Source organism: Streptomyces sp. NPDC107581, assembly GCF_055657175.1.
Window position 1 is genome coordinate 14967 of the sequence record NZ_JBVKBH010000002.1, and the last position, 26839, is coordinate 41805.

The following is a 26839-nucleotide window of genomic DNA, read 5'->3' on the forward strand; positions in this document are numbered from 1 at the left end:
TCCACGCCGCCGTCCGTGGCGCGGCGCGCGGCTGCGCACTCGGTGGCGGCGCCCGGTTCCCGGCCGTGCGGCCGCCTTGCGACGAAAGCCCGGTCGCCGGCCAGCCGTTCTCGCGGCGGTCAGCAGTAGGGCGGCTGGTTGGTCAGGGACGCTGCCACTCGCATCCACACGCCGAACAGCCGGTAGAGGCCGGGCAGAGTGCCCTGTGCCTGGACGGTCCGGCTGTCTGCCGAGGTGACGCCTGGAATTCCGAGGAGCGTGGAGGCCACTGAAGCCGACTGCCAGCGGACGGCGAGGGTGGACGGGGCCGCCGGGACGACCGGAGCCTTCGGCGGCACGACGAGAGCGGCGGCGACCGCCTTCTCGATGGCCGCACGTGCTTCGTCCGCCGGGCGCAGCTGGGCCGCGAACCGGTCCCGCGCGTACTTCACGGCGACGGTGGTCACCGAGGCGTCCCACTCACTCATCTCCGTGCAGGCACAGTCGTCACCGGTGAGGACGGTCACCGGCACACCGATCGCGACCGCGGTGGCGTGGGCCAGGCCGATCTCGCCCACAGGACGGCCGTCCAGCCACATGTCTTCGATCTCGTGCCCCATGAAGCTGTGGCTCAGCACTCCGGGCGCACCGGCCCGTGAGTGGTAGCCGACGAAGACCGCGGCGTCGTGCTCGGGAGCGAGGCCTTCGAGCATGAACATCGGCTTCGGCTTGCCGCGGATGAGGCGAGCCGCCGGGTGCAGCGATTCGGGCAGGAGGTTGCGCATCGGGCCGTGCGCGTCGTTGACGGTGATGTCGGTGGCGCCGGCCGCGACGGCGCCGCGGATGGCAGCGTTGACGTCCTCGGCCATCATCAGCCGTCCACGCTCGTAGTCCCGGCCGCCGGGCTGGACGTCCTCGGCATCCACCAGCCCGGTGACGCCCTCCATGTCCACGCTGATGTAGATCCGCACTGCGCAGTCTCCTCAAGCTTGATCGTTCGAGGAGACGCCCGCCGCTCCTGCCCTGGTTCCTGCGGCAGCCCGCGGTCCTCCGGCTTCCGTCTGGACCAGCGCGCTCGTCCGGCTCCTCGTCCGGCTCAACTGGACGGCGTGACCGAGGACCACACGCCGAACCACTGCTCGGCGCCGTACTCCTCGAACCGCTCCACCTCGGTGAAACCCAGCTTCGCCGCGAGGCGCATCGAGCGGTCGTTGGCGGTCTGGGTGGTGAGCACCACCGGCTCGCCGGGAAGCGCGCCGGCGAACCAGCCGAGTGCCGCTGCGCAGGCCTCGGCGGCGTAACCGCGTCCCCAAGCCTCCGGCAGGAACATGTAACCGAGCTCGATCTCCCCGGCATCCGGACGGACGTGACCCGGACGTTCTGCATCGCGCCGATCGAGCGTGACCATGCCGATCATCGCTCCGTCGAGATCGATCACGAAAAGGCCGGGGCGCCGCCCGGGCACCTCGGGCACCGCGCGCTGGAGCTCATCACGCGGTCGGGGGCCACCGATGTAGGTGCCCACCTCCGGCGATGCGAAGAGGTCGATGAACGCCGCGCGGTCCCGGGCCTCGGACTGACGGAGTACGAGCCGTTCGGTCCCCAACGGGGCAGGAGGCCAGGCGGCGGGTCCCAGTTCAGTCATGGCGGGCAACCTATCGCACACCCGTGGGAGTGATCCGGACGAGAAGGCCGCCCAGGCTCCCGACCTGCAACGAAGCACTGTCCACTGTGTCATGCGAGGCTCAGACACGGCTTTTGAGATGCGTGCTCCCCCGCGCGCTGTACTCCTTGGCGGCGGTTCGGGTCGGCCCGCGGACCTCGTGCTTCGTAGTCGGGTACGTCCCCGTGAGCCCACGAGTTCCGTGCTTGACGATCGGGACCCGTCGGCCCACGAGTTCCGTGCTTGACGATCGGGCCCCGTCGGCCCACGGGTTCCGTGCTTCACGGTCGGGCCCCGTCGGCCCACGGGTTCCGTGCTTCACGGTCGGGCTCTCCCCGGGATCCGGTGCGGGGCCGTTCAGCGCGGTGGGTCGGGGAAGACCACCCGGAGTCGCCGGACCCTTCGGTTCCGGCGGAACATGATCCAGGCGAGGGTCGGCGGGCAGGGGTCGAGGAGGCCGGCGGGATTGGTGACGTCCGCCGTGGACCAGGACGACGTTCCTTGCTTCCGGGATGGTGCTCATGATGTGTCAGCTCCTTCAGGTGGAAGGTGTGGGTCGGGGCTACTGGGGAAGGGCCGTCACGGGCGCCCGCGCCTCGAGCCGCTTCTGGGCCCGGGCCGGATGGACCTTCGTGAAGACGGCGGGGCCGACGAGGCCGACGACATGGGCGGCGATGCCGACCCACACCGGGGCGTCCACCGCCCCGCAGACGGCCAGGCTGACGCCGATGAAGGTGAAACCGGCGCCCCACGCGCTGGTGATGTGGTGGTTGACCCGCATGAACTCCGGCATGTCCCAGTACTCGCGCGGTGCCTGGCGCTTGGCGATGCCGAGGGTGAACGGACGGCGGATCGCCAGGGTCGCCCACGCGGTGGCGGCCAGCCAGGCGAAGGAGATGACGTCGGTGTGGTCCGCCAACGCCGAGTCCGGCTCGGCGACGGAGACGGCGCCGACAACGACGAAGCACACGATCGTGCTGATCTCCAGGACCAGGGCGTCGAGGTCGACGCCCCGACGGCGGTCCTGGAGAAGGAGCAGGAGTCCTGTGACGAGACCTCCGATCGCGCCCCAGCGCCAGTCGAAGGACGAGACGACGCCCGCGACGATCCAGGGGATGAACCCGCGCAGATAACCCATTGCATGTTCCTTGGTGTTCGGTGGACGACGCGGACTAGATGCGGGGCGGGCGCCGAAGTTCGAACTCTGGAATGTGGCACTCGTCACATCGACGCTCTCCATGTCTTCGCCGACACCTTCGACCACGCCTTGGGACCACGCCTTGGGCCTGCGTCTTGATCAGGGTGCCCAGGCCGGTCGGCAGACCGACAACGACACCGACGCGGTACTGGCGCGTTCGGGCGTAGTTGTCGCGGGGATCAGTGCGGGTTGGGCTTCTGCTCGCTGCTGCCCGCATCCGACAAGGTGTCGGATGCGGGCAATGATCAGGCACGCGTGGGACACGGGCAGGCTGACAGTGATCCCCGCCGGACGGCACGGCCCGGTGCTCACCGACGCCGGCGACGGCCTGGCCCGGTGGTGTCAGCGGACGTCAGCGGCGTGGTCGGAGACCCATGTGCGGTAGGTGCGTGCCGGGATGCCGGTGACCGCTTCGACTGTGTGGGTAATGGCCGGGCGAGGGGCGGCGAGCATGTCGGCATAGCCGTCCAGGAGAGCGTCCACAAATGTGTCGGGGAAGCTGTCGTCGGCCAGGAGCCGTCGGCGTGCTGCCTCACGGGACAGCTCGCACCAGCCATTGGCCCGGCGACCGCATTCAGACATGCAGCTCGGAGGGAAAGCCCGTCCAGCGCAGCTCGCTGGGCAGATGACGCATGTCGTTGGAGACGACGACGGAGGCCGCCCGGCCGGGCGCGTATCGGATCACCGTAAGTGCCGCGTTGCCGTGGTTGAGACCGAGCCAACGCCACTTCGGCGCATGCATCGCGTCCCGGACCAGCCAGGCGACCAGGAAGTTGTGGGTGACGATCAGTTCGTGCCGGTCCTCTTCGCCGTCCACCGGCCCGGTGAACAGATCCAGCGCCTGGCGGGCCAGCGCGGTTCCATGTTCCCGTTCCTCGTCCGTGGTACCAGCGAGAAAGCGGAGGTAGTAGTCCGCCGACTCCGCCGGTAGCTCGGCCCGCTCTGGGACATGAGGCACATAGTCACCGGCAACTTCCGAGACGTGCAGAGGGACGTTCTTCAGTTCGTCGCCGATCAGGCGCGCGGTCTGCTCCGCCCGGGGCAGCGGACCGTGGTGAACAGCTGCGAAGGGGACGTCCCGGAGGCGCCGGCCGAGCAGCGTGGCTTGCCGGCGTCCGCTGTCCGTCAGCCCGCTCTCGTCCGGCGATGCCTCGCCATGCCGGACAAGATAGAGGTAACGGGTGGCCGCGCCGATCATCTCGAACTCCCCTGCGCCGAACAGCGATCTTGTGTACCGATGGACGCTGCCTCCCCGAGTGCCGGTTCCATCGAAGGCGAGGAAGGCCGTCATCTCGTCCCGGGTGGTGCCGGCCATCAGCGGCTTGCCCTCCAGCGCGCCGTCCGCGAACGCCCACTGCCATGCGCGGGGAGCACCGGGCGCGCCGAGCACCGGATACATCGGCGGGGCGACGTTGCCCGGACGCGCGAGGGTCCCCGCGAGGCGGCCGTAGACGGACAGCAGCTGCTCAACCGGAAGTGCGCGCAGGGCAGCGGCTCCGGTGGCTGGGACTGGTACGACGGAGCCGCTGGATCAGTGACCGGTCACCCACCACGCCGACTGCCGACGCCGGCGGAGGCGGCAGTTCGCCGGCCTGCCTGGCGGGGTGCGCCTGGCGGGGTACGCCTGGCGGGCCGGCGGCGGTGGACGCGCGAGCGCTTGCTGATGCCGAACTCGCCGTGCCCCTGGGCTCGTGACGGTTCTTGACCGTTGCGGCAGGAGGTCCTGGTGCGGTACGCGCATGGAGGCGGGCCGACGCCCGAGGAAGCGGTGCTGCCCGGGCCTCATGGCTGGGCATCAATGGCCGAACAGCGGGCCGGAGCGCCGAAACTGAGGCGGCTGCTGAAACGGGGGAGCTGGGCCGGAAAAGATCGTCCGCGGGCTTCAGGGCGGTGGAGACTGTGAGGCAGTTCTGCCCGATGTGATCAGGAGCCCCCCCGTGGACGACATGGAATTCGCCGAAGCTCTGGAGACAGTCCTGCGGGACCTCCGGGCCCAGTGCGCGGTGCAGCCGCGGATACGTTCGGACGACAGGTCCGGCATCATGCTCTGGGCCCCGGACGGTTCGGGCCAGGGCGTGACTCCGCATCCGCATGGCACCCCCGCAGAGCTGCTCGTGCACCTGGCGGATCAGGTCCAGGACTGGGCGGTGGAGGCACTGTGGTCCGAAGGCGCATCCGCGGTCTGGCCACAGTGCCCGACACACCCGGACACGCATCCGCTGACGGCGACCGTCCGCGAGGACACGGCGGTGTGGGTATGCCCGAGGAGGGGAACGACGGTGGTGCGGATCGGGGAACTGGAGACCCACTAGAGCGGGCGGAGCCTGCCTCCAGAAGGTCACCGGTCGACCCGTCCACCGGGAGATCGAAGCCCGCATCCTGCGCCCGCTCGGCCTCGACCAGACCCGGTGGACGGGCACCTCGCCCACCCTGCCCCGGCCGCACGCCAAGGCGTACCAGCTCTTCGGCCCCCGTTCCTTGGTGGACGTCACCGACCAGATACCGGTGGACCACGAGAACCTTTCCTTCGTCACGACCACGCGGGACGAGAACGGCCTCCTCCGCGCCCACGCATTGTGCGCCGGCACCCCTGCACCCCGTGAGCGGTGACGGCCAGGTCGGCTCACCTCTGTTCCTCGCGCGTGCGGGAGCGCTCCGAAGGTCGACCGTCACCGCGGGACCCCGCGGCGTCTCGGCTCCCGCATCTGCGGACGGCGGGAGCCGCGTCGATTCACGCAGTGTGGGGGACCTGGTTCGTTGAACTGCACGGGAGTGGCCGCACCTCTGTGTCGTGGACGTGGCAGCGGCGTAAGGTGCGCGTCCATGTCCGTCGCTGAGAGTGTTCCTTCTTTGCTGCGCAACTCCGGTTTCGTCCGCCTTGCGCTCGCCCGGATCATTTCCGTCCTCGGCAACGGGTTTGCCCGGATCGCTCTGGCCTTCGCGGTGCTCTCGCTGCCCGGTGCCGGCCCGGGAGAACTCTCACTGGTCGTTGCCTGTCAGGCGGTTCCGCAGCTCGCGCTGGTCCTGGTGGGTGGCGTGATCGCCGACCGGGTCTCCCGCTCGGGGCTGATGGCCGTCTCGGACGTGCTGGGCGCCCTTTCCTATGGCGGACTCGCCGTGATGGTGCTCAGCAGGCATGCTCCCGTCGTCCTGCTGTGTGCGCTGGCCGTCACGGCAGGTGTCGCAACCGCTCTCTTCTCCCCCGCGATGGACGGGGTGATCCCGCAGTTGGTGCCCGCCGATGCCCTCCAGCGGGCCAACGGCCTCCTGCGGGTGGGCACCAACACTTCGCTCCTGCTGGGACTGGCCCTGTCGGGCGTGACCGTGGCGTGGGTCGGTGCCGGCTGGGCGCTGGCCCTCAACGGCGTGTCCTTCGTCGTCAGTGCCGTACTCACCTCCTCGCTGCGACTGGACCGCCGGCCGCGGAAGTCCAGCTCCGGCTGGAGCGACCTGCGCGAGGGCTGGCAGGAGTTCGCCTCGCACCAGTGGCTGTGGGTGGTCGTCGTCCAGTACTCCCTCGTGGTCGCCGCCATGAACGCCAACGCCGGGGTGCTGGGACCGCTGGCGGCGCGTGCTCACTTCGGTGGGGCCCGTGCCTGGTCGCTGGTGGTCGCAGCCCAGGCCCTGGGGTCCGTAGCGGGTGCCGGGGTCGCGGCCCGGACGCGCGTCGGCCGTCCGATCCTCGTCGCGGTCCTGTGCACCCTGCCCGCCGCCGCGCCCCTTGCCCTGCTCGGAGCCGGCGCACCGCTGTGGGTCGTCGCCGTAGGCGCCTTCGCCGCCGGCGTCAGCCTGGACTTCTTCGGCGTGCTGTGGTCCACGACCATCCAGCGTGAGGTCCCCGAGGAGGCTCTGTCCCGCGTCAGTTCCTACGACTGGTTCGGCTCTCTCGCACTCGCCCCGCTCGGCCTCGCCCTGGCGGGACCCGCTGCCGACATGTTCGGCACCGACCGGATGCTGATGGTGGGCGGGAGTCTGATCGTCACCGCCACCCTTGCCGCGCTCCTGTCTCCCGGCGTGCGGTCGCTGCGCGCACCAGCCCCGGATCCGCAGACGCCCCTCGTGGCCGAGACACCCACCTCGACCACCGCTTCGGAGGCCGACGTCCCGCTGCCCGAAACGGACTCGGGGAATGCCACGCCCTCCTGAAGGGAACGCGAGGGCGGTCCAGGACACCTGGTCGCAGGACCGCGGCGACTTCCGACCAGACGGCTTCCGACCAGACGGCTTCCGACCAGACGGCTTCCGACCGGACGGCTTCTGACGGACGTCGTCCGGCCGACCTCAGACCGGTCGGCCTCAGAACGGACGACTTCCGACCGGGCCGACCTCCGACCAGCCGACTTCCGACCGGCCGCGTTCAACGGCCGTGGCCGTCAGGTCAGTCCAGCCGGAACAGTGCCTCCGCGTTGCCGTGAGCGATCTTCGAGCAGTCCGAAGGGTCGGGGACGGCGTCGAAGAACTCCTCGACCGCCGCCACGCCGGGCCGGTGGAAGGGGTAATCGGTGGAGAACAGCACCCTGTCGGCGGCGGTGAAGTCGAGGGCATGGCGCAGCAGTCGCTCCTGCAGCATCCCGCTGCTGGTGATGTGGATGTTGGTCCTGATGTAGTCCGACACCCGGCGTTCGAGGTGCTTGGCGATCCCGGAGAGGCTGTCGGCCCGATCCATCCAGAACAGGAGCATCTCGCCCCAGTGCCCGAGGACGAGCTGGAGATCGGGGTGGCGGTCGAACGTCCCCCGCAGGATCAGCCGCAGCGCGGACAGACCCGCTTCCATGTGCCAGCCCCAGCCGAAGGTCGCCAGCCCCAGGTCGACCAGTGGGTCGAGGCCCCGGTACGCGACATCGCGCAGTTCGTCCGACGGGATCTGCGGGTGGATGAAGACCGGCTGGTGCAAGCGGGCCGCGGTGGCGAACAGGTCGTCGTAGGCGGGATCGTCCAGCGCACGGGTGCCCGTCCGGCCGTGGATCATCGCGCCGACGTGCCCCAGTCGGGTGGCGCACCGTTCGAGTTCCGCGGCCGCGGCCTGTGGATCGCTGGTCGGCAGGGTCGCGAACGCGCGGAAGCGGTCCGGATGCGCACGGACGGCGTCAGTGGCCTCGTCGTTCGCTTCCCGGGCCAGCGCGACGGCCTCCCGAGCCGGGAGTGCCTGGGTGGCGGGTGTGACCACCGACAGGACCGAGACGTCGATCCCGGCGGCGTCCATCGCCTCGATGCGGCCCTGGCCGATGTCCTCGAGCCGGGCCTGGTTGTCGCCCATGGTGTTGAAGGCGACGCTTTCGTCCCGCGCACCGTTCTGCAGCCGGTCGAGCGCGTTGCGGATGGTGACGCTGTTCCAGTGTTCTTCGATCGCGATGGTCTTCACGTGGATGTCCTCCAGGCCGTCAGCGGTGGACCGGTCGTCAGGCGCGCGGCGGGGCCGCCCAGGTGGTCGGCCGGATTCACCATGGGACGGTCTGGCCGAAACGATCCAGATACGCGAGACCGGGCTTCCCCAGCCTCGACAGCAGAACGTCCACCACCAGCGGGACGCTCTCGTCGATGGTGAGTGGCGCACCTGGTCCCCCGAGGGCCGTGCGGACCCAGCCGGGTGCCATGAGTACGAATGCGCGCCGGGTCTCGGGCTGCCGGACCGAGAAGCTGCGCATGGACATGTTCAAGGCTGCCTTGCTGCCCCGGTAGACCTCGCGCAATCCGGTCGTATTGTTCGTGATGCTGCCCTGCCCGGAGGACATCACCCCGATGAGTCCCGTCGGTGACACGAGGTCTTCGAGTGTTTCGATGACGCGCATGGGGCTGAGCGCGTTAGTGACCATCACCTCTACGAAATCGGCTGTCGGAACCGCACCGATCGGCGTCGGCTCATTGTTCGTCGTCCCCGCGTTGACGAAGAGCAGGTCGAGTTCCCGTTGGGCGAGGCGTTCATGCAGGGGCGTCAACTGCGAGGGCTCGTTGATGTCGAGATGCTCGATGCAGACGCGTCCGTCGGATCCGTCCGCCAGATCGTGCAGGGGCGTCCGAGCAGTTGTGTCTCGGACGGTACCGATGACGTTCCATCCTCTGCCGAAGAATTCGGTCGCCATCGCGTGACCGAGACCGCGTGACGCCCCAACAATCAAAGCGGTCGGCACATGCCGGTCCGCGTCAGTCGATGACACTGCGCGCCATCTCCTTTCTTCGAGTTTCGAGCTCAAATCGAGCCTCATCGTGAATGCGTCGCGACCTGCGAGCGGCGTCCGCCGACGTCGAGGTCGCCATCCGAGTTCCAAGGAGTTCCAAGGGATTGCAGGGGGCTTCAAGGGGTTTCAAGGGGGCTCAACCGCCGCAAGCGGTTCCCTGTTGCGCTTGGAGTCTTTCCGCTCCGTCGCCTTCGGAGCACGTCCGGGGCGTGGATATGTAGGATTGCTCACATGGCAGGAGCGTTCATGACGGAATCCAACGCTGTGCAGCCCGATGATGTACGAATCATTCGCGCGCTCCAGGTCGCCCCACGGGCTCCGTTCGCCTTGATCGCGACTGCGCTCGGCATGACCGAGGGGGCCGTCAACCGTCGCTACCGTCGACTGCGCGCCGATGGCGTCATCCGCGTCGCCGGTGTCGTCGACCCGGGGGCTCTGGGACAGAGCAGGTGGCTGGTGCGACTGCGCTGCCGACCCGGCAGCGTCGCCGCGATCGCCGACGCACTCGCGAAGCGCGACGACGTCAGCTGGGTGGCCCTGGGCGCCGCGGGCTCCGAAATCACCTGCGCGGTCCGGTCGCGGACTCGGGAACAGCGCGAGGACCTGCTCGGTCAGCGGCTTCCACGCACCGCAGCCGTCATCGACATCAACGCGTCCGCGATGCTCCGTCAGTTCCTCGGCGGCCGCGGGCACTATTGGGCCGCTCTGCGCGGCACGCTGACTCCGCAGCAGGAGTCGATGCTCGGGAACGAGGGCACACCTTTCACGGAATCCCCGGTCGTCACTCGCGACCCGGTGCACCTCACCCCCGAGGACGAGAAGATGCTCGACGTTCTCGCCGCAGACGGTCGCGCCAGCCTCGTCGATCTCGGTGCAGCGGCGGACCTGACGCCTGGGCGCGCATCACGGCGTCTTCAAGCCCTGCTCCAGCGCGGCGTCGTCCACATAGACGTCGAGATCGCCGCAGGAGCACTGGGCTATCACGCCTGGGCGAACCTTTGGCTCCGCGTGCACCCGTCGGCGGTCAAGAGCGTGGGACGCACACTCGCACAGGAACCCGAAGTAGGCTTCGCCGCGGCCGTCTCCGGGCCCTACAACATCCATGCCGTCGCACACTGCCGCGATCTCGACGAACTGTTTGAATTCACTTCGGACCGCGTCGGTTCCCTGAGCGGAGTCCAGAGCATGGAGATCTCCCCTCTGCTGGAGCAGATCAAGCAGGCCGGCACGCTCGTGTCCGGCGGCCGTCTCGTCGAGCAGGGAATCGGCCGAGCGCGACGCTGAAGGCAGGCCTCCGGCCACGCCTCGCCGATCGCCGGCGCCGTACACCTCATCGCGGCACGAACAGCCTTGCAAAGCGGAACATCGTTCCGTATTGTTGGCGGAGCGACGTTCCGCTTCGTCCCTGACGGAGGACGAGAGGGCCGTCGACCAGGTCGCTTCACGCCTGACGCACCCCTGGACGGATGGGCACGTGAGCGTCGGTACCAGGCGTCGATGTGGCTGAACGGCTGCGCACCACCGGCGGACTTCTGGGCCGCTCACGGCTTCGAAGCGAGAACTTCCCCTTCATGAGACAACCCGTTTCCGAGCCTCACAAGCGCCGGCAGCCCGGTTCGCCGTGACGCCCGGCAGATCAGCGAACCGAGTGGCACGTCAGGTGCCGGCCGGAGACGGCGGTGCGTCGACCGTCGGGATCGCTGCAGAAAGGACACGTGATGATTCTCGTCACCGGAGGTCTCGGCTTCATCGGGACCCACACCGTACGAGCGCTGCTCGACCTGGGGGAAGACTGCGTTGTGGTCCAGCGCCGTGCCCCTGAACTCCCGGCCGTGCTCGCCGAACTCCCGGCCGTACTCGCCGGGGCACGGGTGGAGGTGGAGCAGGCGGACATCGCCGACCGCGATGCCCTGCTCGCGATCGGCCGCCGCCACACCATCACGGGCATCGTGCACCTGGCCGGGTCCCACCCCTGGCCTCCCGTCCCTGACGCGCCGGTCGAGGCGGCACGGCAGGCGCTCGGCGGGCTGCTGAACATCGCGCAGGCGGCGCAGGAGTGGGGTGTGCGACGTCTGGGTGTCGCCAGCACGATCGGGGTCTACTCCGGCACCGAGAACGGCGGACCGCTGCACGAGGACGCTCTGCTGCCGATGAGCGCATCCGTCTCGATCCCCACCTTCAAGAAGGTCGGCGAACTGCTCAACGGGTACCTCGCCGACACCACAGGCATCGACATCGTCAACTATCGCATCTCCGGTACCTGGGGCCCGCTCGGTCACCCCGATCCGTTCTTCGCCGCGCCCGCCCTCATCCACGCCGTCGCCCGCGGCACCGCCCCGGACCTCTCCGACCTCGTACGGACGCCCTTCGCCGAGGACGGTCTCGACCTCACCTATGTCAAGGACACCGGGCGTGCGATCGCCCTTCTCCAGCTCGCGGGCAGGCTCAACCACCGTACGTACAACGTCGGATCCGGCCGGGCCACGACCAACGCCCAGCTCATCGATGCCATCAGGAAGGTGGTACCCGACGCCCAGGTCGGCCTCCCCACCGGGGTGGGTGCACCGCACCTGGTCCTCGACATCGGCCGGCTCCGGGAAGACACCTGCTACCAGGCCGAGTACGACACCGAGCGGGCCGTAGGCGACTACATCGCGTGGCTGCGGGCGGGCAACAGGACCTGAGCCGGTTGCCCGCCCACCCCGACCACACCCCGTCCAGCCCCGTCCGACCCCGTACCGCCTGCACGACCGAACCGTCCGCACCTGCACGTGTCACCCGACACGGGTAGGGCACACGGTTCCATGACGCACCCTCTCACTCCCCGCTTCGGAATCCCCCGTGACCGGGCGCGAGTGCGATGCGCACGGTCTTCCTCGGCGTCTGCGGTGCGGTCGAGTTCGTCGTAGGCCGAGCCCACGTCGCGTTCGTGACGTGGGCTCGTGGGCTCCCCTTCGAGGCTCGTGGGCTCCCCTTCAGGGCTCGTGGGCTCCCCTTCGAGGCTTGCGGGCTCCCCTTCAGGGCTCGTGGGCTCCCCTTCGAGGCTCGTGGCGGGTGCGGACCCGAGGGTCGGCGGTGCCTCAGCCGATGCGGGTTCCCGCGCCGCTCACACGGACGCGTGGGTCACCCGCGCGCAGCGTCACCGTGAGCCTTCCGGGGCGGCCCAGGTCCTCGCCCTGGTGCAGGGTGAGGACGGCGTCCTCGGGGACCAGGCCCAGCTCACGGGCGTACGCACCGAACGCGGCGGCCGCGGCGCCGGTCGCCGGGTCCTCGACGACCCCGCCGACGGGGAAGGGGTTGCGGACGTGGAAGACGGCGGCCGACTCACGCCACACCAACTGGACCGTGGTCAGGTCCAGGCGGTGCATCAGAGCTTCGAGGCGCGGGAAGTCGTAGGCGAGATCCGCGAGGCGAGCGCGCGTCGCCGCCGCGAGAACTAGGTGGCGGGCGCCGGCGAACGCGACGCGGGGCGGGAAGTCCGGGTCGAGATCGGTGCCGGGCCAGTCGAGCGCGGCGAGTGCCTCGTCGAGGTCGGCGGCGGCGATCTGCTCGATGCGCGGCTCGACACTGGTGAGGGTGGCCCGGACCGTCCCGCTCTCCTCGGACACCTCCACCGGCACGGTACCGGCGCGTGTCGCGAACACCAGCTCCCCGGGGCCTGTCCGCTCGGCGAGCGCAACGGCGGCCGCGACGGTGGCGTGCCCGCAGAAGGGCACCTCGGCCTTGGGGCTGAAGTAACGGATGCCGTACGCCCGCCCCTCCTGGCCGCCGAGGCCCTCCGGGCGCGGGGTCAGGAACGCGGACTCCGAGTATCCGAGGTCGGCGGCGATGGCCAGCATGTCGCTGTCGTCCAGGGCGGTGGCGTCCAGGACGACACCAGCGGGGTTTCCGCCCTCGGGGGTGTCGGAGAAGGCGGTGTAGCGCAGTACCTCGGGCCGCGGTGCGTTCGTCGTCATGATCGTGGGAACGCGGACGGGTCTCACGGCTATTCCTGGGCGGGGGTGGATGCGGGGACGGGCGTCTGCGGCTCGGCGGCCCCGCCGATGCGCGCTTCCACGGCAGTGTCCGGTCCGCCGACGCCGCACGCACCGGCGCGTGGAAGCGTGCCGCGACCTGCGCCCTTGTATCGCCGCGCTGTTGCGCGGTCCGGCCGCGAAGACGGTACGGGTGCGGCGGTGAAAGGTGAGCAGGGCGAGGAGCGCGGCGCCCGTGCACCACAGGAGCTCGATGGCGAGTTGGGCGGGGGTGCACACGCTGGAGAACCTCGCGGCGGTGGCGCCCTGTGTGGTGCCGTAGGGCGGCGAGTGGGTCACCCCAACGGCTCAGATCGGTGGAGCGGCAGTCAGTGACCGTCAGAAGAGTGCAGACCCGATCGGCCGGCCACCGCGTCGGCCGGGCGGATCGGCGGGCCTCTGCCCGGCCCTGTACGGCCGTCCCTGCGGACGGAGCCTCGCTAGCCGGAACGACGGGCGTTCCACCTGGGAAGATGTTCGAAGAGGGCGACGGATTCCTCGCGCCAGTGCGCGCGCCATGACGAGGCTTCCTCGGCGGCGGCTTCGGCGTATTCGTCGATGGCCTGCTGCAGCCGGCTGTGCACCCCGTGGCGCAGGGCGATGTCGCGGACGCGGTCGACGGTCTGCGCCGTGCAGTCCGGAGCACCGAGCGCGGCTCGTACGGCGGCGTGGTCGCTCCCGTCGGTCGCGGACAGCAGGATGCGTACGAGGTAGGTGTGGCGGCCTGCTCGCAGGTCACCACCGCTGGGCTTCCCGGTGGTCTCCGGATCGCCGAAGAGGTCGAGGTAGTCGTCGCGCATCTGCCCGCTGATGCCGGCGAGCGTGGCGTATCGCCGCAGGCTCGGCTCGTGTTCGGCCGGGTCCGCGCCGGCGGCCAGGAGCCCCAGGTGCAGGGGGGCGAGGATGGAGTAGCGGGTGGTCTTGTACTCGCACACGGTGTCGAGCAACTCCTCACCGGGTGAGGGGGTGAGGTCACGTTCCAGGTCGAGGATCTGGCCGATGACGGTGTCCGTGCTCACCCCGAACTGGACGTCGAGCATGGCCTGTCTGCGGTCGGCGGGGATGTCGGCCTGGAGCAGGACGCGCAGGGCCAGGAACCCGGCGAGGTCACCGGCCATCATGGCCATACCCAGCGCGGTGTGCGGGTGTTCGGGCAGCTCCTGGCGGAAGGCGTGGTACGTCGAGGGGCCGCCGCGGCGCACCGGCGAGTCGTCGATGATGTCGTCGAGGATGAGTGCGTGCGTCTGCAGCAGCTCCAGACTCAGTGCGGCCTCCGCCAGGCCGGGCACCTCGTCCTCGGTGACCAGGCGGGCCGCCTCGTGGAGCAGAACCACTCGCATCCGTTTGCCACCGCGCAGCGACAACTGCGCCAGCAGTTCCAGGCAACGAGGGGCGAAGCGGCTCAGCTGCGGGCTGCCGAGGGTGTCCGCCAGCTCGGCGAAGTACGTCTCGAAGGACACCTCGAACCGTCGCTGGTGCCCGGCGGCACGCTCCATGGCGGTCAGAGCACTGCTGTTCATGGGTGTTCGGGCCGGCCTTTCTCAGGGATCGTCGTCGGCCAGCATGCCAGTGTTGCCCGGCCTGCCGCCGTGTGCGGACCCGTGGCACCCTCGGCGGACGGGTCGCAGGCGGGCGCCAACCGGAGGTGGCCACTGGAGCATGGGAAGGGCAGATGCACTCCAAAGCAAGCTGCATGGCACCGGCTTCCGCCGGCCGCTCAGCACGGAGTCGGCTGCATCTGGTCACGAAGGCGACCCAGGGTGCCGGCCCGAGCACCGCACTGATCACCTGTGCCGTGTACCTCGTCCGCCGCACTGGTCACTTGTGCCGCATACCTCGTCCGCCGGCCGTGGACGGTCCGGGATCCGTCGTTCTCCCCCACCGGCGAAGCCGAACGCTCGTCAAAGCTCGTCACGCGCAGTCCGTTCCGCCGACTTCTCGTCGTGCACCGCGGCAGCGTTGCGGAGTCCCGCGCTGCGCCGCCACCCCGGGCCGGTGCTCATCGGGTCATCGGGCGACACAGGCCCGGCCCGGCTGCGGCAGTGGGGAAATCCCGCTCCCTGCACGGGAAATGGGACGGGGACGTGTGTGGGGGTCTTGGTCGGGCCGTGGCGGCGCGAGGTCGACGTGGGACGACGTGCCGGTCGGCGCATCCCCGCCGTCACCGCTTCGCGGACCTGCGCCGGTGCGGGTGACCGGAGGACGACACCTGGTGCGCAAGGGCGGCGAAGCGCCGGTGGCCGCTCGTCCACTGGTCGATGACGTGCAGGGCCAGGTCCTCGGAGATCCTGTGCAGCGCTCGCTGTCCGAGGCGTGCCCAGGGAAAGGGTGCCCCACTGTGGCCGTGGATGTCCTCGAACCAGGCGGTGCAGAGTTCGTCGACGTCCTGGGGGTCGACCTCGATGACGAGGCGCCCGGTCGGGGCGATGAGTGCGGCGCAGCGGCGCAGCAGGCCGCGTGGCTCGCCTCCGATGCCGACGTTGCCGTCGATGAGCAGCAGCGTCTGCCAGCCACCCTCCGCCGGCAGCCGGTCGAACACCGACCGGCAGAGTGCGAGCCCGCCCAGTGCGGTGGTCAGGGCGACCGCGCGCGGTGCGATGTCGACCCCGAGGGCGAAGACTCCCCTGCTCAGGAGTTCTCTGCACAACCGGCCCGGCCCGCATCCGACATCGAGGACGGGACCGACACAGCGTTCCAGTACGGTCTTGTCGGCCACCGTGGGCCGCGCGTACCAGCGGTGCACCGGCATCCGGATCCGGCGCCCGTCCGCCAGTCTCAGATACACCGGACCGCGGCCCGGACGCAGAGCCAGCCTGTAGGGGTCCTCGTCGGCGCCGTACAGCTCGTCCTCGTCGGTCGTCACGGCGCGGTGCCCTGCCCCGCGCCCGCACTCGGTTCGTACCGTCTCCGAGACCGCGGCCCACCATATGGAGCGGGCTCCGGCGGCCGTCCGCCCGTTGCCATCGGCCGTCTCCTCCCACTCCCGAGCCGCTCTCACGACGGGACAGCTCCATGCCTGGCCCATGCGTGCCGGGCAGGCAGTACATCTACAAGCTGACACAGGTCGGATCGCCTGTCCGAGCCTGCGGTGCATACGGGTGTCCGTCCCGCGGCCGATCGGTGGAAGCGCCGCATGGACCGATCTCCCGGCCCCCGCACCCGGGCCTCATGATGGACGGGTGCGACAGCTCAGCACACGACGCGACGCCTCCGCCCGGCCCCGCCGCACCACCGTGGCAGGGCAGGCAGGCTGGTTCGTCGCGATCGGCGTCGTCTCCACCGTGGCTCAAGCTCTGCTGTACTGGCTGCTGCGCCACTGGGCCCGTCCTCCGGTGGCCAATCTCGTCTCCCTTCTCGCCGTCACCGTCCTCAACACCGAGGCGAACCGGCGGCTGACCTTTCGCGGCTCTCCGGTCCGCGCCGTCCGAGCACATCTGGCGGCGGGCGGCCTGTTCGTCCTTGCCTACCTGGTCACCACCGGTGCGGTCCTTCTCCTGCGCCACTACCGGCCCGCCACCTCGCCCGCCGCGGAGACGCTGGTGCTGGTACCGAGCTTCGCCCTGGTCACGGTGGTGCGCTTCACGTTGCTGCGCATGGTGGTCTTCGGGCACCGCAGACGCTGAGCGGCTCACCCCGGGCATCCCCGGCGGACCGGCGCGTCCGCCTTCGCCCACCGTCCGGTTCCCGGCCCGCGCCACGGACGCCGGACGCCGGACGCCGGACGCCCTAACGATGTTCGGGGTTCTCGTAGTCGAGCCGGCAGCCGGCGTCCCACGCGGTGCGCTGGTTGCCGTAGGCGGGGATGCCGCCCAGATCCTTCAACGCCCGCGCGAGGTGCAGCAGGTTCCAGGTCATGAAGGTGGTGTTGCGGTTGGTGAAGTCGTTCTCCGGGCCGCCCGAGCCGGGGTCGAGATAGGAGGGTCCGGGGCCCGCCTCACCGATCCAGCCGGCGTCGGCCTGGGGCGGGATGGTGTAGCCCAGGTGTTGCAGGCTGTAGAGGACGTTCATGGCGCAGTGCTTGACGCCGTCCTCGTTTCCGGTGATGAGGCAGCCGCCGACCCGGCCGTAATAGGCGTACTGACCGGCTTCGTTGAGCAGGCTGGAACAGGCGTAGAGGCGTTCGATCACGCGCTTCATCACGGAGCTGTTGTCGCCCAGCCAGATGGGGCCGGCCAGCACGAGCATGTCGGCGGCCATCACCTGCTGGAACAGGTCCGGCCAGGCGTCCACCATCCAGCCGTGCTCCGTCATGTCCGGCCAGACACCGGTGGCGATGGGGTGGTCCACGGCCCGTACGACATCGACGTGGACTCCCTGCGCCTCCATGATGGCGGTGCTCCGGTCGATCAGTCCCTGCGTGTTGCTCGTCCCCGGCGAGCGTTTGAGGGTGCAGTTGACAACCAGCGCACGAAGGTCGTCGTACCGGGCCGGCGGTCCGTCGGTGGCGGACGACGCAGCACTCACACAGTCCTCCCAGAGCCTGCCGCCGCACGGAGCCCGACGGCACATCCATATCCGGCTCCAGCCTGTGGGCGGCTCCCGGCGGGCGCCACCTCAGCGCCGCCGAACGGCCTCGGAGCCACCGGGGACAGCCTCGGAGCCACCGGACGGTCTCGGCACCGCCGGACGGTCCCGGCCCCACCCAACGGCTTCGGCGCCGTTTGCGTCGCGCCGCCGCGCAAGGAGCGGCGTGCCGACGGAGGGGGCAACGCCGTCCGCGTGCTACCGACGAGTAGCGCGGCGGTTGAGAAGGGCTGGGGCAAGGAGCAGGCTGGAAGACGGCGACGGCTCGTGTGCGTCACCGCACGTGGTCATTCGATGCGCAGGGAGGTCGACGTGCCGGCTGCTTGCGACGACGTACCTCCGGACCGGGAACAGTCCGCGTCGGCGGCGGCGGACGCCACGGCCGGCAGCGAGCCCGATGCGGCGGTCATCAAGCAGTGGGCGCTCGATCAGCTTCCTGTGACCTTGGCGCTCTTCGACCGGCGGGGTGTGTGCTTCGCGGTGAACACCGCGGCGACCGTCGCCATGGGAAAGCCGCGCGAGGAGCTCCTCGGCGTGCGCATCGGCCACTCCGGCCCCGGGCAGCCGATGGCGGGCCTGGAGGACATCGCGGAGGCCGCGGAGCGCGTGTGGCGCGGCGGTGAGACCGTACGGCTGGAGGCACACCTCCGCACACCCGGTGAGTCCCGCCCCCACGCCTGGCTCCTTACGCTGTCCCCGGTCAAGGACCCGGAGGGGCGAGTCTGTGCCCTGTCCCAGGCGGCGGCCGACATCACCGAGCAGTTCCGGGCCCGCCGGCGGTTGGACGTCCTCAACGAAGCGGGGCTGCGGATCGGCACCACGCTCGATCTGCACCGCACCGCGGATGAACTGGCGGCGGTCGGCTCGGAGCACTTCGCCGACTTCGTCGTCGTGGATCTGCTCGACAGCCTCCTCGGGAGCGCAGGGCCGGACAGCTCCGGTGGCCTCCCGGTCCTCCGGCGCACCGCCCAGCGCTCCGTACTGCCGGGATGCCCCGAGGTGACGGTCCCCCTCGGCGCAACCCACACCTACGACGAGGAGTCGCCACCGGGCCGCGCGCTGTCCACCGGTCGCGCCTCGCGCCATGACGTCGACGAGGCCGCCATGGCCTCGTGGGCTTCCGACTCCCCCGAACCCACCGAACATCCCGAACCCGCCGAACCCGCCGAACCCGCCGAACCCGCCGAACCCGCCGAACCCGCCGAACCCGCCGAACCCGCCGAACCCGCCGAACCCGCCGAACCCGCCGACGGCACCCGTACCCGTACCCGGGCGACGCACTCCCTCATGGCCGTCCCGCTGCGGGCGCGGGGCATCAGCCTGGGGATCGCCGTGTTCTGCCGTCATCGCACCCCCGAGCCCTTCGACGATCAAGACCTCCGGCTGGCCGAGGACCTCGCCGCCAGGGCCGCGGTGCACATCGACAACGCACGCCGCTACACCCGGGAGCGTGAGATCGCGCTCGCGCTGCAGAGCAGCCTCATGCCGGACCGCGCGCCGCGCCAGCCCGCCGTGGAGATCGCCTCCCGCTATGTGCCGGCCGACCCGGGCGCGGGCATCGGCGGGGACTGGTTCGACGTCATCCCGCTGTCGGGAGCGAGAGTCGCCCTCGTGGTCGGCGACGTGGCCGGGCGGGGCATCCAGGCGTCCGCGACCATGGGGCGGCTGTGCACGGCGGTCCGGACCCTGGCCGACGTCGACCTGGCCCCCGACGAACTCCTGACCCAACTCGACGACCTCGTCCTCCGCCTGGATCGCACGGAGGCCTCCGGAGGCCCGCTCCAGGCGGCGTCCGCCGGTGCGGGCGAGGTGGGAGCCACCTGTCTGTACGCGGTGTACGACCCGATCTCCCGCCGCTGCTCCGTGGCCCGTGCCGGTCACCCCGTCCCGGCGCTGGTCACCCCGGACCGCTCGGTGGAGTTCCTGGACGTCCCGGCCGGACCGCCCCTGGGGCTGGGCGGACTGCCCTTCGAGGTGGCCGAGTTCGACGTGCCGGCGGGCAGCGTCCTCGCTCTCTACACGGACGGCCTCGTCGAGAGCGCCGGGGGCGGTACGGACGACGGGTACGCGTCCCTTCGTGCGGCCCTGGCCGATCCGCACCGTCCCCTGGAGGAGATCCGCGACACCGCGCTCAGCGCGCTGCTCCCCGGCCACCGGAAGGACGACGCCGCCCTTCTGCTGGCCCGCACCCGCGTCCTGGGCGGCGACCAGGTCGCCACCTGGGAGTTTCCCGCCGATCCCGCGGCCGTCGCCGGTGCCCGGGCCTTCGCCTGCCGGGCGCTCGCCACCTGGCGCCTGGAGGATCTGGCGTTCGTCATCGAGCTGATCGTCAGTGAACTGGTCACCAACGCCATCCGCTACGCCCGTCCTCCATGGCACCTGCGGCTGATCCGTGATGCCGGCGGCGTCATGTGCGAGGTGAACGACGCCAGCAGTACGGCACCGCATCTGCGCCGCGCCCGTGTCTTCGACGAAGGCGGCCGCGGCCTCTTCATCGTCGCTCAGCTCGCCGAGCGGTGGGGCACCCGCCACACGGGCACGGGCAAGACGATCTGGGCAGAGGTGGCACTGCCGGAGAGCGTGTCCCGGGGACCTTCGACAACCGGGTGAGCTGAGGCGACGCACCGGTCGCGGCAGTCGTCGACGGAAGGCCCGCGCCATCCTGACCGGGCAGTCGGAGTCGACCGCAGGCCCACGCCGGTCTGACCGGAGAATCGGTGTCGACCGCAGGCCCGCGCCATCCTGACCGGGGACTGGGCTCCGGCCGAGAGGGTGGTGTCGCGGTCGGTCCTTGCTCGTGGGCCGGGAGCCGTCGTTCGAGGTGCGGGGACGCCCTTCGCCCTATCGGGGAGCGACGTCCCAGGCGAGGTCGGGGACATAGCTGGGAGCGGCTGTGAAGCCGGTCAGCTTCTTGGCGTCGTAGGCGTACAGGCCGTCCATGCGCAGGACGGAGACGAACCACGCCCGGTCCACGACGAACCTCATGACGTCCTGGTAGAGGGCAGGCTGCTTGTCGGCGGGGGCCGCCGCGGCCGCGGTCAGCTTGCGGGTGAGTGCGGGGTCGGAGGTGGCGAAGGGGTTGAAGGCGGTGGCGTGCGGCAGCATCCAGTCGAGGGACAGGGCGTAACCGGTCGCTCCGCCGTAGCCGAAGCCGAGCGCCGGATACTTCCTGGAGGTGGCGGCGGCCAGCCACTGGCCCACGCTCGTGTCGGTGGTGACGTCGGCGGTGACGCCGATCTCCTTCCACTGCTGGACGACCGCCTGGGTGACCAGGTCGATGCCGAAGAGGCTCTGGGTCTCCATCTTCAGCCTGAAACCGTGGGGGTATCCCGCTTCGGCGAGCAGCTTGCGCGCCTTGGCCGGGTCGTAGGGGTAGCGGTTGTCGTAGTCGGCCGCGAAGCCGTCGAGCCCGGGGAGTGATATCTCGCTGGTCGGGTGACCGTGGGTCCGGACGATGGCCTTGGTAATGGCGGCCCGGTCCACGGCGTAGTTGAGGGCTTGCCGTACGCGCAGGTCCTTGAGCGGCGGTGCGACGGTGCCCTGGCGGTCGGCGAGGTCGACGCCCATGAAGACGTTCGGGGCTCCCGTGACCTTCAGTCCGGCCGACGTGGCGGTGTCGGCCTGGTCGGGTGTGATGGCCATGGCGTCGGCCTGCCCGGTCCTGACCGCCTGGAGTGCGGAGTTGGGGTTGGCGACGACCTTGATGACCACCTTCTTCCAGTGGATCTTCTTCTTGTCCCAGTAGTGAGGGTTGGGGGTGTAGGTGTAGTGGTCGCCGGAGGCGGTGTGCGCCGCGTCGAGGACGTACGGGCCGGCGCCGAAGGAGCGGGTACCCATGGCGGCCGGGGAGGCCAGGCCCTTGGGGCTGATGACCGAGCCGACCATCAGGACCTGGGTCAGCAGCTGCGGCAGATTGGGGTGCGGGCTGGAGCAGTGGATGCGCACCGTGAGCGGGCCGCCGGCGGTGACCGACTCGATGGCGGAGGTCCAGGACACGTTGAGGCCGTTCTTGCGGCTGTAGTTGAGCGAGGCCGCCACGGCTGCGGCATCCAGGGCAGTGCCGTCGGCGAACTTCAGCCCCTTGCGCAGGGTGAACCTGAAGTCGGTGTTGCCGGTGCCGACGTATCCCCACTCGGTGGCCAGGGCGGGGCCCGCCTTTCCGTTCCGGCCCTGTCTCAGGACGGTGTCGTAGGCGAGGTTGACGAACCAGTTGTCGGAGCCGACGTTCGCCTTGGCCGGGTCGAGGCTGGCGGGCGCACCCGCGGCGACGACGGTCAGGGTGTCGCGCCCGCCGCCGCTTGCGCCTGCGTCGGAACTGCTGCAGGCGGTGGCGGCGACGGCGAGGACCGCGAGTGCCGCCAGTCCTGCGGGCAGGGGTCTTCTACCCATGGGAACGTCCTTGTGTGTGCGGGTGGGACTGCCGGGCGGTGGAGCGGGAGTCGAGTTCCGAGGTGCGGTGGCATGCCGCGGCGCGGCCGTCCTGGAGCGGCAGCAGGAGAGGGCGTTCGCGGCGGCACAGGTCGACGGCATGCGGACAGCGGTGGGCGAAGGCGCAGCCGTCGGGTGCGGGTGCGGCCGTGGTGCGTGCCGTCGCGGCCTTCGCCGCCCTGGCCCGCTGGGCTCGCGGGTCCGGCTGGGGTACGGCGGCGAGCAGCGCTCGGGTGTAGGGGTGGGCCGGGTCGCCGTACAGCGTGGCGCTGGGGCCGGTCTCCATGACCTGTCCGCGGTAGAGAACCACGATGCGGTGCGAGAGGTGGTGCACCAGGGGCAGGTCGTGGGCGATGAAGAGGTAGCTGAGGTCGAGGTCGCGCTGCAGGTCGGACAGGAGGTTCATCACCTGCGCCTGGATGGACAGGTCCAGTGCGCTCACCGGCTCGTCGCAGATGACCAGACGTGGTTCGGGCATGAGCGCGCGGGCGATGGCGATGCGCTGGCGCTGTCCGCCGGAGAACTGGCCGGGGTAACGGTCCGCGGTGTCGGCGGGCATTCCGACTCGCCGCAGCATCTGCGCGACATGGTCCCGCGTCCGGTGCTTCGGTGACCTGCCGCGGGCGAGCAGGGGCTCGGCGAGGGTCTGGCCGATGGTGCGGGCCGGGTTGAGGGAGGCGTACGGGTCCTGGAAGACGACCTGCAGCCGGGCGCTGAGTGCGCGACGCGTACGGGACGAGGCGTCGGTGATGTCGCGGCCCTCGAAGTACACCCGGCCCGAGTGGGCGGGGTTGAGGCCCAGCACGGCGCGGCCGATGGTGGACTTGCCGGAGCCGGACTCGCCCACCAGTCCGACGGTCTCGCCGGGGGCGATGCGCAGGGACACCGTGTCCACGGCACGCAGCGGCGGAGTGCGGTGCCGCTGGCGGAACTCGACGGTCAGGTCCTTGATCTCGAGGAGCGGTGGCAACGTCATCGGGGGGCGCCTTCCACGAGGAGCTGCTGGTGCCGGACGCAGCGGGTGAGCCGGCCGGGGGCGGGTGCGGTGAGCGTCACCGGGTGCGTCGTGCACCCGTCGTCGGCCAGGGCGCAGCGGGCTGCGAAGCGGCACCCGGCCGGCCAGTCGCGCGGGGCCGGGACCGTCCCCGCGATGGTCGGCAGGGGCTCGCCCCGCCGTGCCAGGTGGGGGTTGGCGGCCAGCAGGCCCGCGGTGTACGGGTGCAGGGGCCGGGCGAACATCTTCTCGGCGTCCGCCTCCTCCACGACCTGGCCGGCGTACATCACCACGGCCCGGTGGCACAGGTCGGCGACCACGCCCCAGTCATGGGTGACGATGAGCACCGCCATCGCGGTGTCGGCCTGCAAGGTGCGCAGCAGTGCGAGTATCTCCGCCTGGACGGTCACATCCAGTGCGGTGGTCGGCTCGTCCGCGATCAGGAGCCTGGGGCGGCCGGCGAGCGCCAGAGCGATCGCCGCGCGCTGGGCCATTCCGCCGGAGAGCTGATGCGGGTACCGCCCCGCCACGGCTGCCGGGTGGGGAATGTTCACCATGTCGAGCAGCTCGGTGACCCGGCCGCGTGCCGCTGCACGGCCGCAGTGCTCGTGCCGTCGTACCGCCTCGGCGAGTTGGCGGCCCACGGTGATCGTGGGATCGAGGGCGGCCATCGGTTCCTGGGAGACATAGGCGATACCGGTCCCGCGCGCCTTGGCGAGGGCGGCGGGTGAACCGGCGAGGTCGGTGCCGCCGAAGAGCACCTGGCCCCGTGTGATCCTGCCGCCGCCCGGCACGAGCCCGAGGATCCCGAGCGATGTCACGGACTTGCCGCAGCCCGATTCACCGACCACGCCGAGGGCCTCCCCCTCGGCGATGTCGAAGCTCACCTCCTGAACGACCGGGACTCCGCCGATCTCGACGGACAGGTTCCTGACCGACAGCAGGGCGCCGGCGTCCGCCGGGCGCGTGCCCTTCGTGGCGGCGGCGCCGGCCGGGCCGCCTGCTCCGACGGCGGCCGGCCGGGGGGCCTTGGGCGCTGCCCCTGTGGCGGGCCCGGTGGCGGGCGACCATCCCTCGACGGCCGCGTCCCGGACCGCGTCGCCGAGCAGTCCGAGCGCCAGCACGGTCAGGACGAGCGGGACACCGGAGGGGACGAGCATCCATGGTGCACGGTCGAGGCTCTGGGATGCGTCGGCCACCAGTCCGCCCCACGACGGGCTGGGCGGCTGGGCCCCGAGGCCCAGATATCCGAGACCCGCCTGGATGGTGACGACGATCGCGGCGAACAGGGCAGCCTGGACGATGACCATGCTGGTCAGGCGGGGCAGGATGTGGCGGCGCAGGATCTGCGGGCGGGTCAGTCCGGCCACCTTGGCCGCCGCCACGTACAACTCCTCGCGGATGCCGAGGGTTTGACTGCGCAGGACGCGGATCATCCCCGGGCTGCCGAGCACTCCGAACGTGATCATGGCCGCGTGCAGATTGCCGGGGAACACGGAGAGCACGACGAGAACGATGACGATCCCGGGCAGGGCGAACAACAGGTCGGCCGTGCGTACGGTCAGCCAGTCCACCCAGCCGCCCAGGAATCCCGAGGCGAGCCCGAGGGTGACGCCGATGACCAGGAAGACCAGCAGGGCCTCAGCGACGGCCAGCAGGGTGGAACGGCCGCCGAAGAGCAGCCGGCTGAGCAGGTCCCGGCCCAGGTTGTCGGTGCCGAGCAGATGGTCCGCCGTGGGCCCGGACAGCACATGTCCGAGGTCCTGGTCCAGCGGACCGTGCGCCGTGAGGAGCGGCGCCGCGAGGGTGGCGGCCGTCAGCAGGAGCAGCCAGCCGAGGGAGAGCGCACCGGCAGGGCGGGCCAGCACCCGCCGTATCAGGGGGCGTCTGTGCTGCGTGCGGGCGGTGCCCGCTGTCGTGCGCCGGCTCATGCGGCACGCACCCTCGGGTCGAGCCGGCTGCAGGCGAGGTCCACCAGCAGATTGACGAGGACGACCAGGACCGTGATGTACAGGACCGCTCCCTGGATGACGGGGATGTCGTGCTGGACGGTGGCCTGTTGGGTGAGGCTGCCGAGCCCGGGCATGGCGAACACCGTCTCCACGAACACGGCGGCGGCCAGCAGGCTGACGAGTACGACGCCCAGTACCGTCACCAGCGGCAGGGCGGCATTGCGCAGCACGTGCCGGTAGAGGATCGAGCGCGGGGAGAACCCGTTGGCCCGCATGACCCGGACGAAGTCCCGTCCGGACGTGTCCAGGACCGAGTCCCGCGTCTGCTTGGCGATGACGGCCACCGCGCTCAGCGACAGGGACAGGACCGGCAGCACCAGGGAGCGGCCCCACTCGACGGGGTCGTCCGTGAAGGGCACGTAGCCCGTCACGGGGAACCAGCGCAGGCGCACGGCGCCGATGGCGATCAGGACGAGCGCGAACCAGAACGCCGGCACCGCCAGGCCGAGCAGTGCCAGGCCGTCCACGGCCTTCACCAGCAGACCGCCGCGCCGTGCGCTGAGCAGTCCCAGCAGCACGCCCAGGGTCCCGGAGACGACGGTCCCGGCGATGATCAGGGAAAGGGAGACGGGCAGTCGGTCGTTCAGCACGGATGTCACCGGTTCCCCGCTGAAGAGCGAGGTGCCCAGGTCGCCGTGGAACACCCGGACGAGCCAGTGCCAGTACTGGACCGGCAACGGCTCGTCCAGGCCCAGCCGTGCGCGGACCGTCTCGTACTGCTCGGCCGTGGCGTGCTGTCCCACGATCGTCCGGGCGGGATCCCCGGGCACCAGGGACACCAGCACGAACGTCAGCGCGGAGACCAGGAACAGGAGCGGGGTCGACGACAGCAGCCGTCTGACCACCAGTCGGAAGGTAGCCATGCTCACCTCGTCAGAGGTCGTGCAACTCGACGGTGAGCTCGTCGAGTCGGAGTGGAACGCCCGGGAGCCGGCCTCGAGGTGAGGTGCCGGGCGACGATTCGGGTTCTCCGGAGCGCCGTGAACAGGCGGCGCGGACGGGGAGTTGTTCGAAGGGGGCTGCGCGAGCGCCGAGGGCGGGCGGCGCGACGGTCGATGGGACGGCCGGGCCACTGCCTCTTGCCCGCCCGGCATGTATAGCCGAAGCTGGTTACACGTGTCGATGGGTTGCGCAGGAGGCGATGTGAAACTTCATGTCCACGAGCACGGAACCGGCCCACGGGTGGCCCTGCTGATCCATGGCGGCATGGCGGACCACCGGACCTGGCACGCGGTGGAGAGGCGACTCGTGGAGCGTGGCTACCGGGTGATCGCACCGGACCTGCGGGGCCACGGCCTCAGTCCGCGCGGGCCGTACGGACCGGACCTGCTCGCCGACGATCTCGTGGAGAACCTGCCACGGGGCGCCGACGTGGCCATCGGCCACTCGCTCGGCGGCCTCGCGCTGTCCCTGGCGGCCGCCCGGCTCGGCCCCGGGCGAGCCGTCTACAGCGATCCGGGCTTCCGGCTCGGCGACCTCCCGCCCGGAGCCGTCGCCGCCATGCGCACATGGGCCCGGAGCGCCGACGAGGAGAGCGTGCGCCGGGCGAGTCCCCGCTGGTCCGATGCGGACATCGCGGCGGAGCTGGCCGGCTTCGCCCTCTTCGACCCCGCCTTCCTGGCCGCCGTGGAGGAGTGCTTCGACGGGGACCGCCTCCCCGCCGAACCGGTGGTGCCCTCCCTGGTCCAGCTGGCGGACCCCAGCTTCACGGTCAACACGGCGGCGGCCGGGCTCCTGCGGCGGCGCGGCTTCGAGGTCACCACGGTCCCCGGTACGGCGCACTGCATCCACCGCGACGACCTCGAAGGGTTCATGGCGTCCTTGACGGACTGGCTCTGATCGCCAGTTACAC

The 26839-nt window shown here is 70.7% G+C and carries 22 protein-coding genes; 7 read left to right on the plus strand and 15 right to left on the minus strand.

What is annotated here, in order from left to right; translation table 11 throughout:
• Positions 1–119: 119 nt before the first annotated feature.
• The 5 genes from ACZ7P3_RS04050 to ACZ7P3_RS04070 all read right to left on the minus strand — a co-directional run bounded on the left by ACZ7P3_RS04050 (position 120) and on the right by ACZ7P3_RS04070 (position 4038).
• A complete protein-coding gene (locus tag ACZ7P3_RS04050) occupies positions 120–950 on the minus strand; it encodes a M55 family metallopeptidase (RefSeq protein WP_472078832.1) in 831 nt (276 codons plus the stop codon).
• Between the two features lie 125 nt (positions 951–1075).
• Positions 1076–1624, minus strand: a complete 549-nt coding sequence (locus tag ACZ7P3_RS04055) for a GNAT family N-acetyltransferase (RefSeq protein ID WP_472078833.1) — start codon at positions 1622–1624, stop codon at positions 1076–1078.
• Between the two features lie 580 nt (positions 1625–2204).
• Complete coding sequence (locus tag ACZ7P3_RS04060; RefSeq protein ID WP_472078834.1) at positions 2205–2780, minus strand: hypothetical protein; 576 nt, start codon at positions 2778–2780, stop codon at positions 2205–2207.
• A gap of 402 nt (positions 2781–3182) precedes the next feature.
• Entirely contained in the window at positions 3183–3422 is a 240-nt protein-coding gene (locus tag ACZ7P3_RS04065; protein WP_472078835.1) for a hypothetical protein, read from the minus strand.
• The gene (locus tag ACZ7P3_RS04070; protein ID WP_472079417.1) at positions 3415–4038 is read right to left on the minus strand and encodes a histidine phosphatase family protein; all 624 of its coding nucleotides are present in this window, start codon (positions 4036–4038) and stop codon (positions 3415–3417) included. Before ACZ7P3_RS04070 ends, ACZ7P3_RS04065 begins: the two co-directional genes overlap by 8 nt.
• 748 nt (positions 4039–4786) lie before the next feature.
• On the opposite strand from ACZ7P3_RS04070, the gene ACZ7P3_RS04075 reads away from it, so the two are divergent.
• Complete coding sequence (locus ACZ7P3_RS04075) at positions 4787–5152, plus strand: hypothetical protein (RefSeq protein ID WP_472079418.1); 366 nt, start codon at positions 4787–4789, stop codon at positions 5150–5152.
• Between the two features lie 511 nt (positions 5153–5663).
• Positions 5664–6986 (plus strand): MFS transporter, encoded by a 1323-nt coding sequence (locus ACZ7P3_RS04080; protein WP_472078836.1) that lies wholly within the window; start codon positions 5664–5666, stop codon positions 6984–6986.
• Positions 6987–7218: 232 nt separating this feature from the next.
• On the opposite strand, the gene ACZ7P3_RS04085 is transcribed toward ACZ7P3_RS04080, so the two are convergent.
• Positions 7219–8202: an amidohydrolase family protein gene (locus tag ACZ7P3_RS04085; protein WP_472078838.1), complete on the minus strand. Its 984-nt coding sequence runs from the start codon at positions 8200–8202 to the stop codon at positions 7219–7221.
• Between the two features lie 76 nt (positions 8203–8278).
• Positions 8279–8968 (minus strand): SDR family NAD(P)-dependent oxidoreductase, encoded by a 690-nt coding sequence (locus ACZ7P3_RS04090; protein ID WP_472079419.1) that lies wholly within the window; start codon positions 8966–8968, stop codon positions 8279–8281.
• Between the two features lie 294 nt (positions 8969–9262).
• On the opposite strand from ACZ7P3_RS04090, the gene ACZ7P3_RS04095 reads away from it, so the two are divergent.
• Both ACZ7P3_RS04095 and ACZ7P3_RS04100 read left to right on the plus strand, forming a co-directional pair.
• Positions 9263–10300, plus strand: coding sequence for an Lrp/AsnC family transcriptional regulator (locus ACZ7P3_RS04095; protein WP_472078839.1), 1038 nt, complete (start codon positions 9263–9265; stop codon positions 10298–10300).
• Between the two features lie 434 nt (positions 10301–10734).
• Positions 10735–11700, plus strand: a complete 966-nt coding sequence (locus ACZ7P3_RS04100; RefSeq protein WP_472078840.1) for an NAD-dependent epimerase/dehydratase family protein — start codon at positions 10735–10737, stop codon at positions 11698–11700.
• 396 nt (positions 11701–12096) lie between these two features.
• On the opposite strand, the gene ACZ7P3_RS04105 is transcribed toward ACZ7P3_RS04100, so the two are convergent.
• The 3 genes from ACZ7P3_RS04105 to ACZ7P3_RS04115 all read right to left on the minus strand — a co-directional run bounded on the left by ACZ7P3_RS04105 (position 12097) and on the right by ACZ7P3_RS04115 (position 15892).
• Positions 12097–12972 (minus strand): PhzF family phenazine biosynthesis isomerase, encoded by an 876-nt coding sequence (locus ACZ7P3_RS04105; protein ID WP_472079420.1) that lies wholly within the window; start codon positions 12970–12972, stop codon positions 12097–12099.
• Between the two features lie 497 nt (positions 12973–13469).
• Positions 13470–14549 carry a polyprenyl synthetase family protein gene (locus tag ACZ7P3_RS04110; RefSeq protein ID WP_472078841.1) on the minus strand — a complete coding sequence of 360 codons (1080 nt, stop codon included), beginning with the start codon at positions 14547–14549 and terminating at the stop codon, positions 13470–13472.
• Positions 14550–15190: 641 nt separating this feature from the next.
• Positions 15191–15892 (minus strand): class I SAM-dependent methyltransferase, encoded by a 702-nt coding sequence (locus tag ACZ7P3_RS04115; RefSeq protein WP_472078842.1) that lies wholly within the window; start codon positions 15890–15892, stop codon positions 15191–15193.
• A 316-nt stretch (positions 15893–16208) separates the two neighbouring features.
• Between ACZ7P3_RS04115 and ACZ7P3_RS04120 the strand changes: the two genes are divergently transcribed.
• A complete protein-coding gene (locus ACZ7P3_RS04120; protein ID WP_472078843.1) occupies positions 16209–16652 on the plus strand; it encodes a GtrA family protein in 444 nt (147 codons plus the stop codon).
• Positions 16653–16755: 103 nt separating this feature from the next.
• Here the strand turns inward: ACZ7P3_RS04120 and ACZ7P3_RS04125 are convergent, their stop codons facing one another.
• Complete coding sequence (locus tag ACZ7P3_RS04125; RefSeq protein ID WP_472078844.1) at positions 16756–17493, minus strand: flavodoxin family protein; 738 nt, start codon at positions 17491–17493, stop codon at positions 16756–16758.
• A 372-nt stretch (positions 17494–17865) separates the two neighbouring features.
• On the opposite strand from ACZ7P3_RS04125, the gene ACZ7P3_RS04130 reads away from it, so the two are divergent.
• The gene (locus ACZ7P3_RS04130; RefSeq protein ID WP_472078845.1) at positions 17866–20163 is read left to right on the plus strand and encodes a SpoIIE family protein phosphatase; all 2298 of its coding nucleotides are present in this window, start codon (positions 17866–17868) and stop codon (positions 20161–20163) included.
• 231 nt (positions 20164–20394) lie between these two features.
• Here the strand turns inward: ACZ7P3_RS04130 and ACZ7P3_RS04135 are convergent, their stop codons facing one another.
• Genes ACZ7P3_RS04135 through ACZ7P3_RS04150 form a run of 4 tightly spaced genes read right to left on the minus strand, consistent with a single transcriptional unit; the run spans position 20395 to position 25850 of the window.
• Positions 20395–21942, minus strand: a complete 1548-nt coding sequence (locus ACZ7P3_RS04135) for an ABC transporter substrate-binding protein (RefSeq protein WP_472078846.1) — start codon at positions 21940–21942, stop codon at positions 20395–20397.
• Entirely contained in the window at positions 21935–22957 is a 1023-nt protein-coding gene (locus tag ACZ7P3_RS04140) for an ABC transporter ATP-binding protein (RefSeq protein ID WP_472078847.1), read from the minus strand. The genes ACZ7P3_RS04135 and ACZ7P3_RS04140 overlap by 8 nt, the downstream gene beginning before the upstream one ends.
• Positions 22954–24906: a dipeptide/oligopeptide/nickel ABC transporter permease/ATP-binding protein gene (locus ACZ7P3_RS04145; protein WP_472078848.1), complete on the minus strand. Its 1953-nt coding sequence runs from the start codon at positions 24904–24906 to the stop codon at positions 22954–22956. Before ACZ7P3_RS04145 ends, ACZ7P3_RS04140 begins: the two co-directional genes overlap by 4 nt.
• The gene (locus ACZ7P3_RS04150) at positions 24903–25850 is read right to left on the minus strand and encodes an ABC transporter permease (RefSeq protein ID WP_472078849.1); all 948 of its coding nucleotides are present in this window, start codon (positions 25848–25850) and stop codon (positions 24903–24905) included. The genes ACZ7P3_RS04145 and ACZ7P3_RS04150 overlap by 4 nt, the downstream gene beginning before the upstream one ends.
• Positions 25851–26130: 280 nt before the next feature.
• Here ACZ7P3_RS04150 and ACZ7P3_RS04155 point away from each other — a divergent pair, with 280 nt between their 5' ends.
• Positions 26131–26826, plus strand: a complete 696-nt coding sequence (locus ACZ7P3_RS04155; RefSeq protein WP_472078850.1) for an alpha/beta fold hydrolase — start codon at positions 26131–26133, stop codon at positions 26824–26826.
• Positions 26827–26839: the final 13 nt, after the last annotated feature.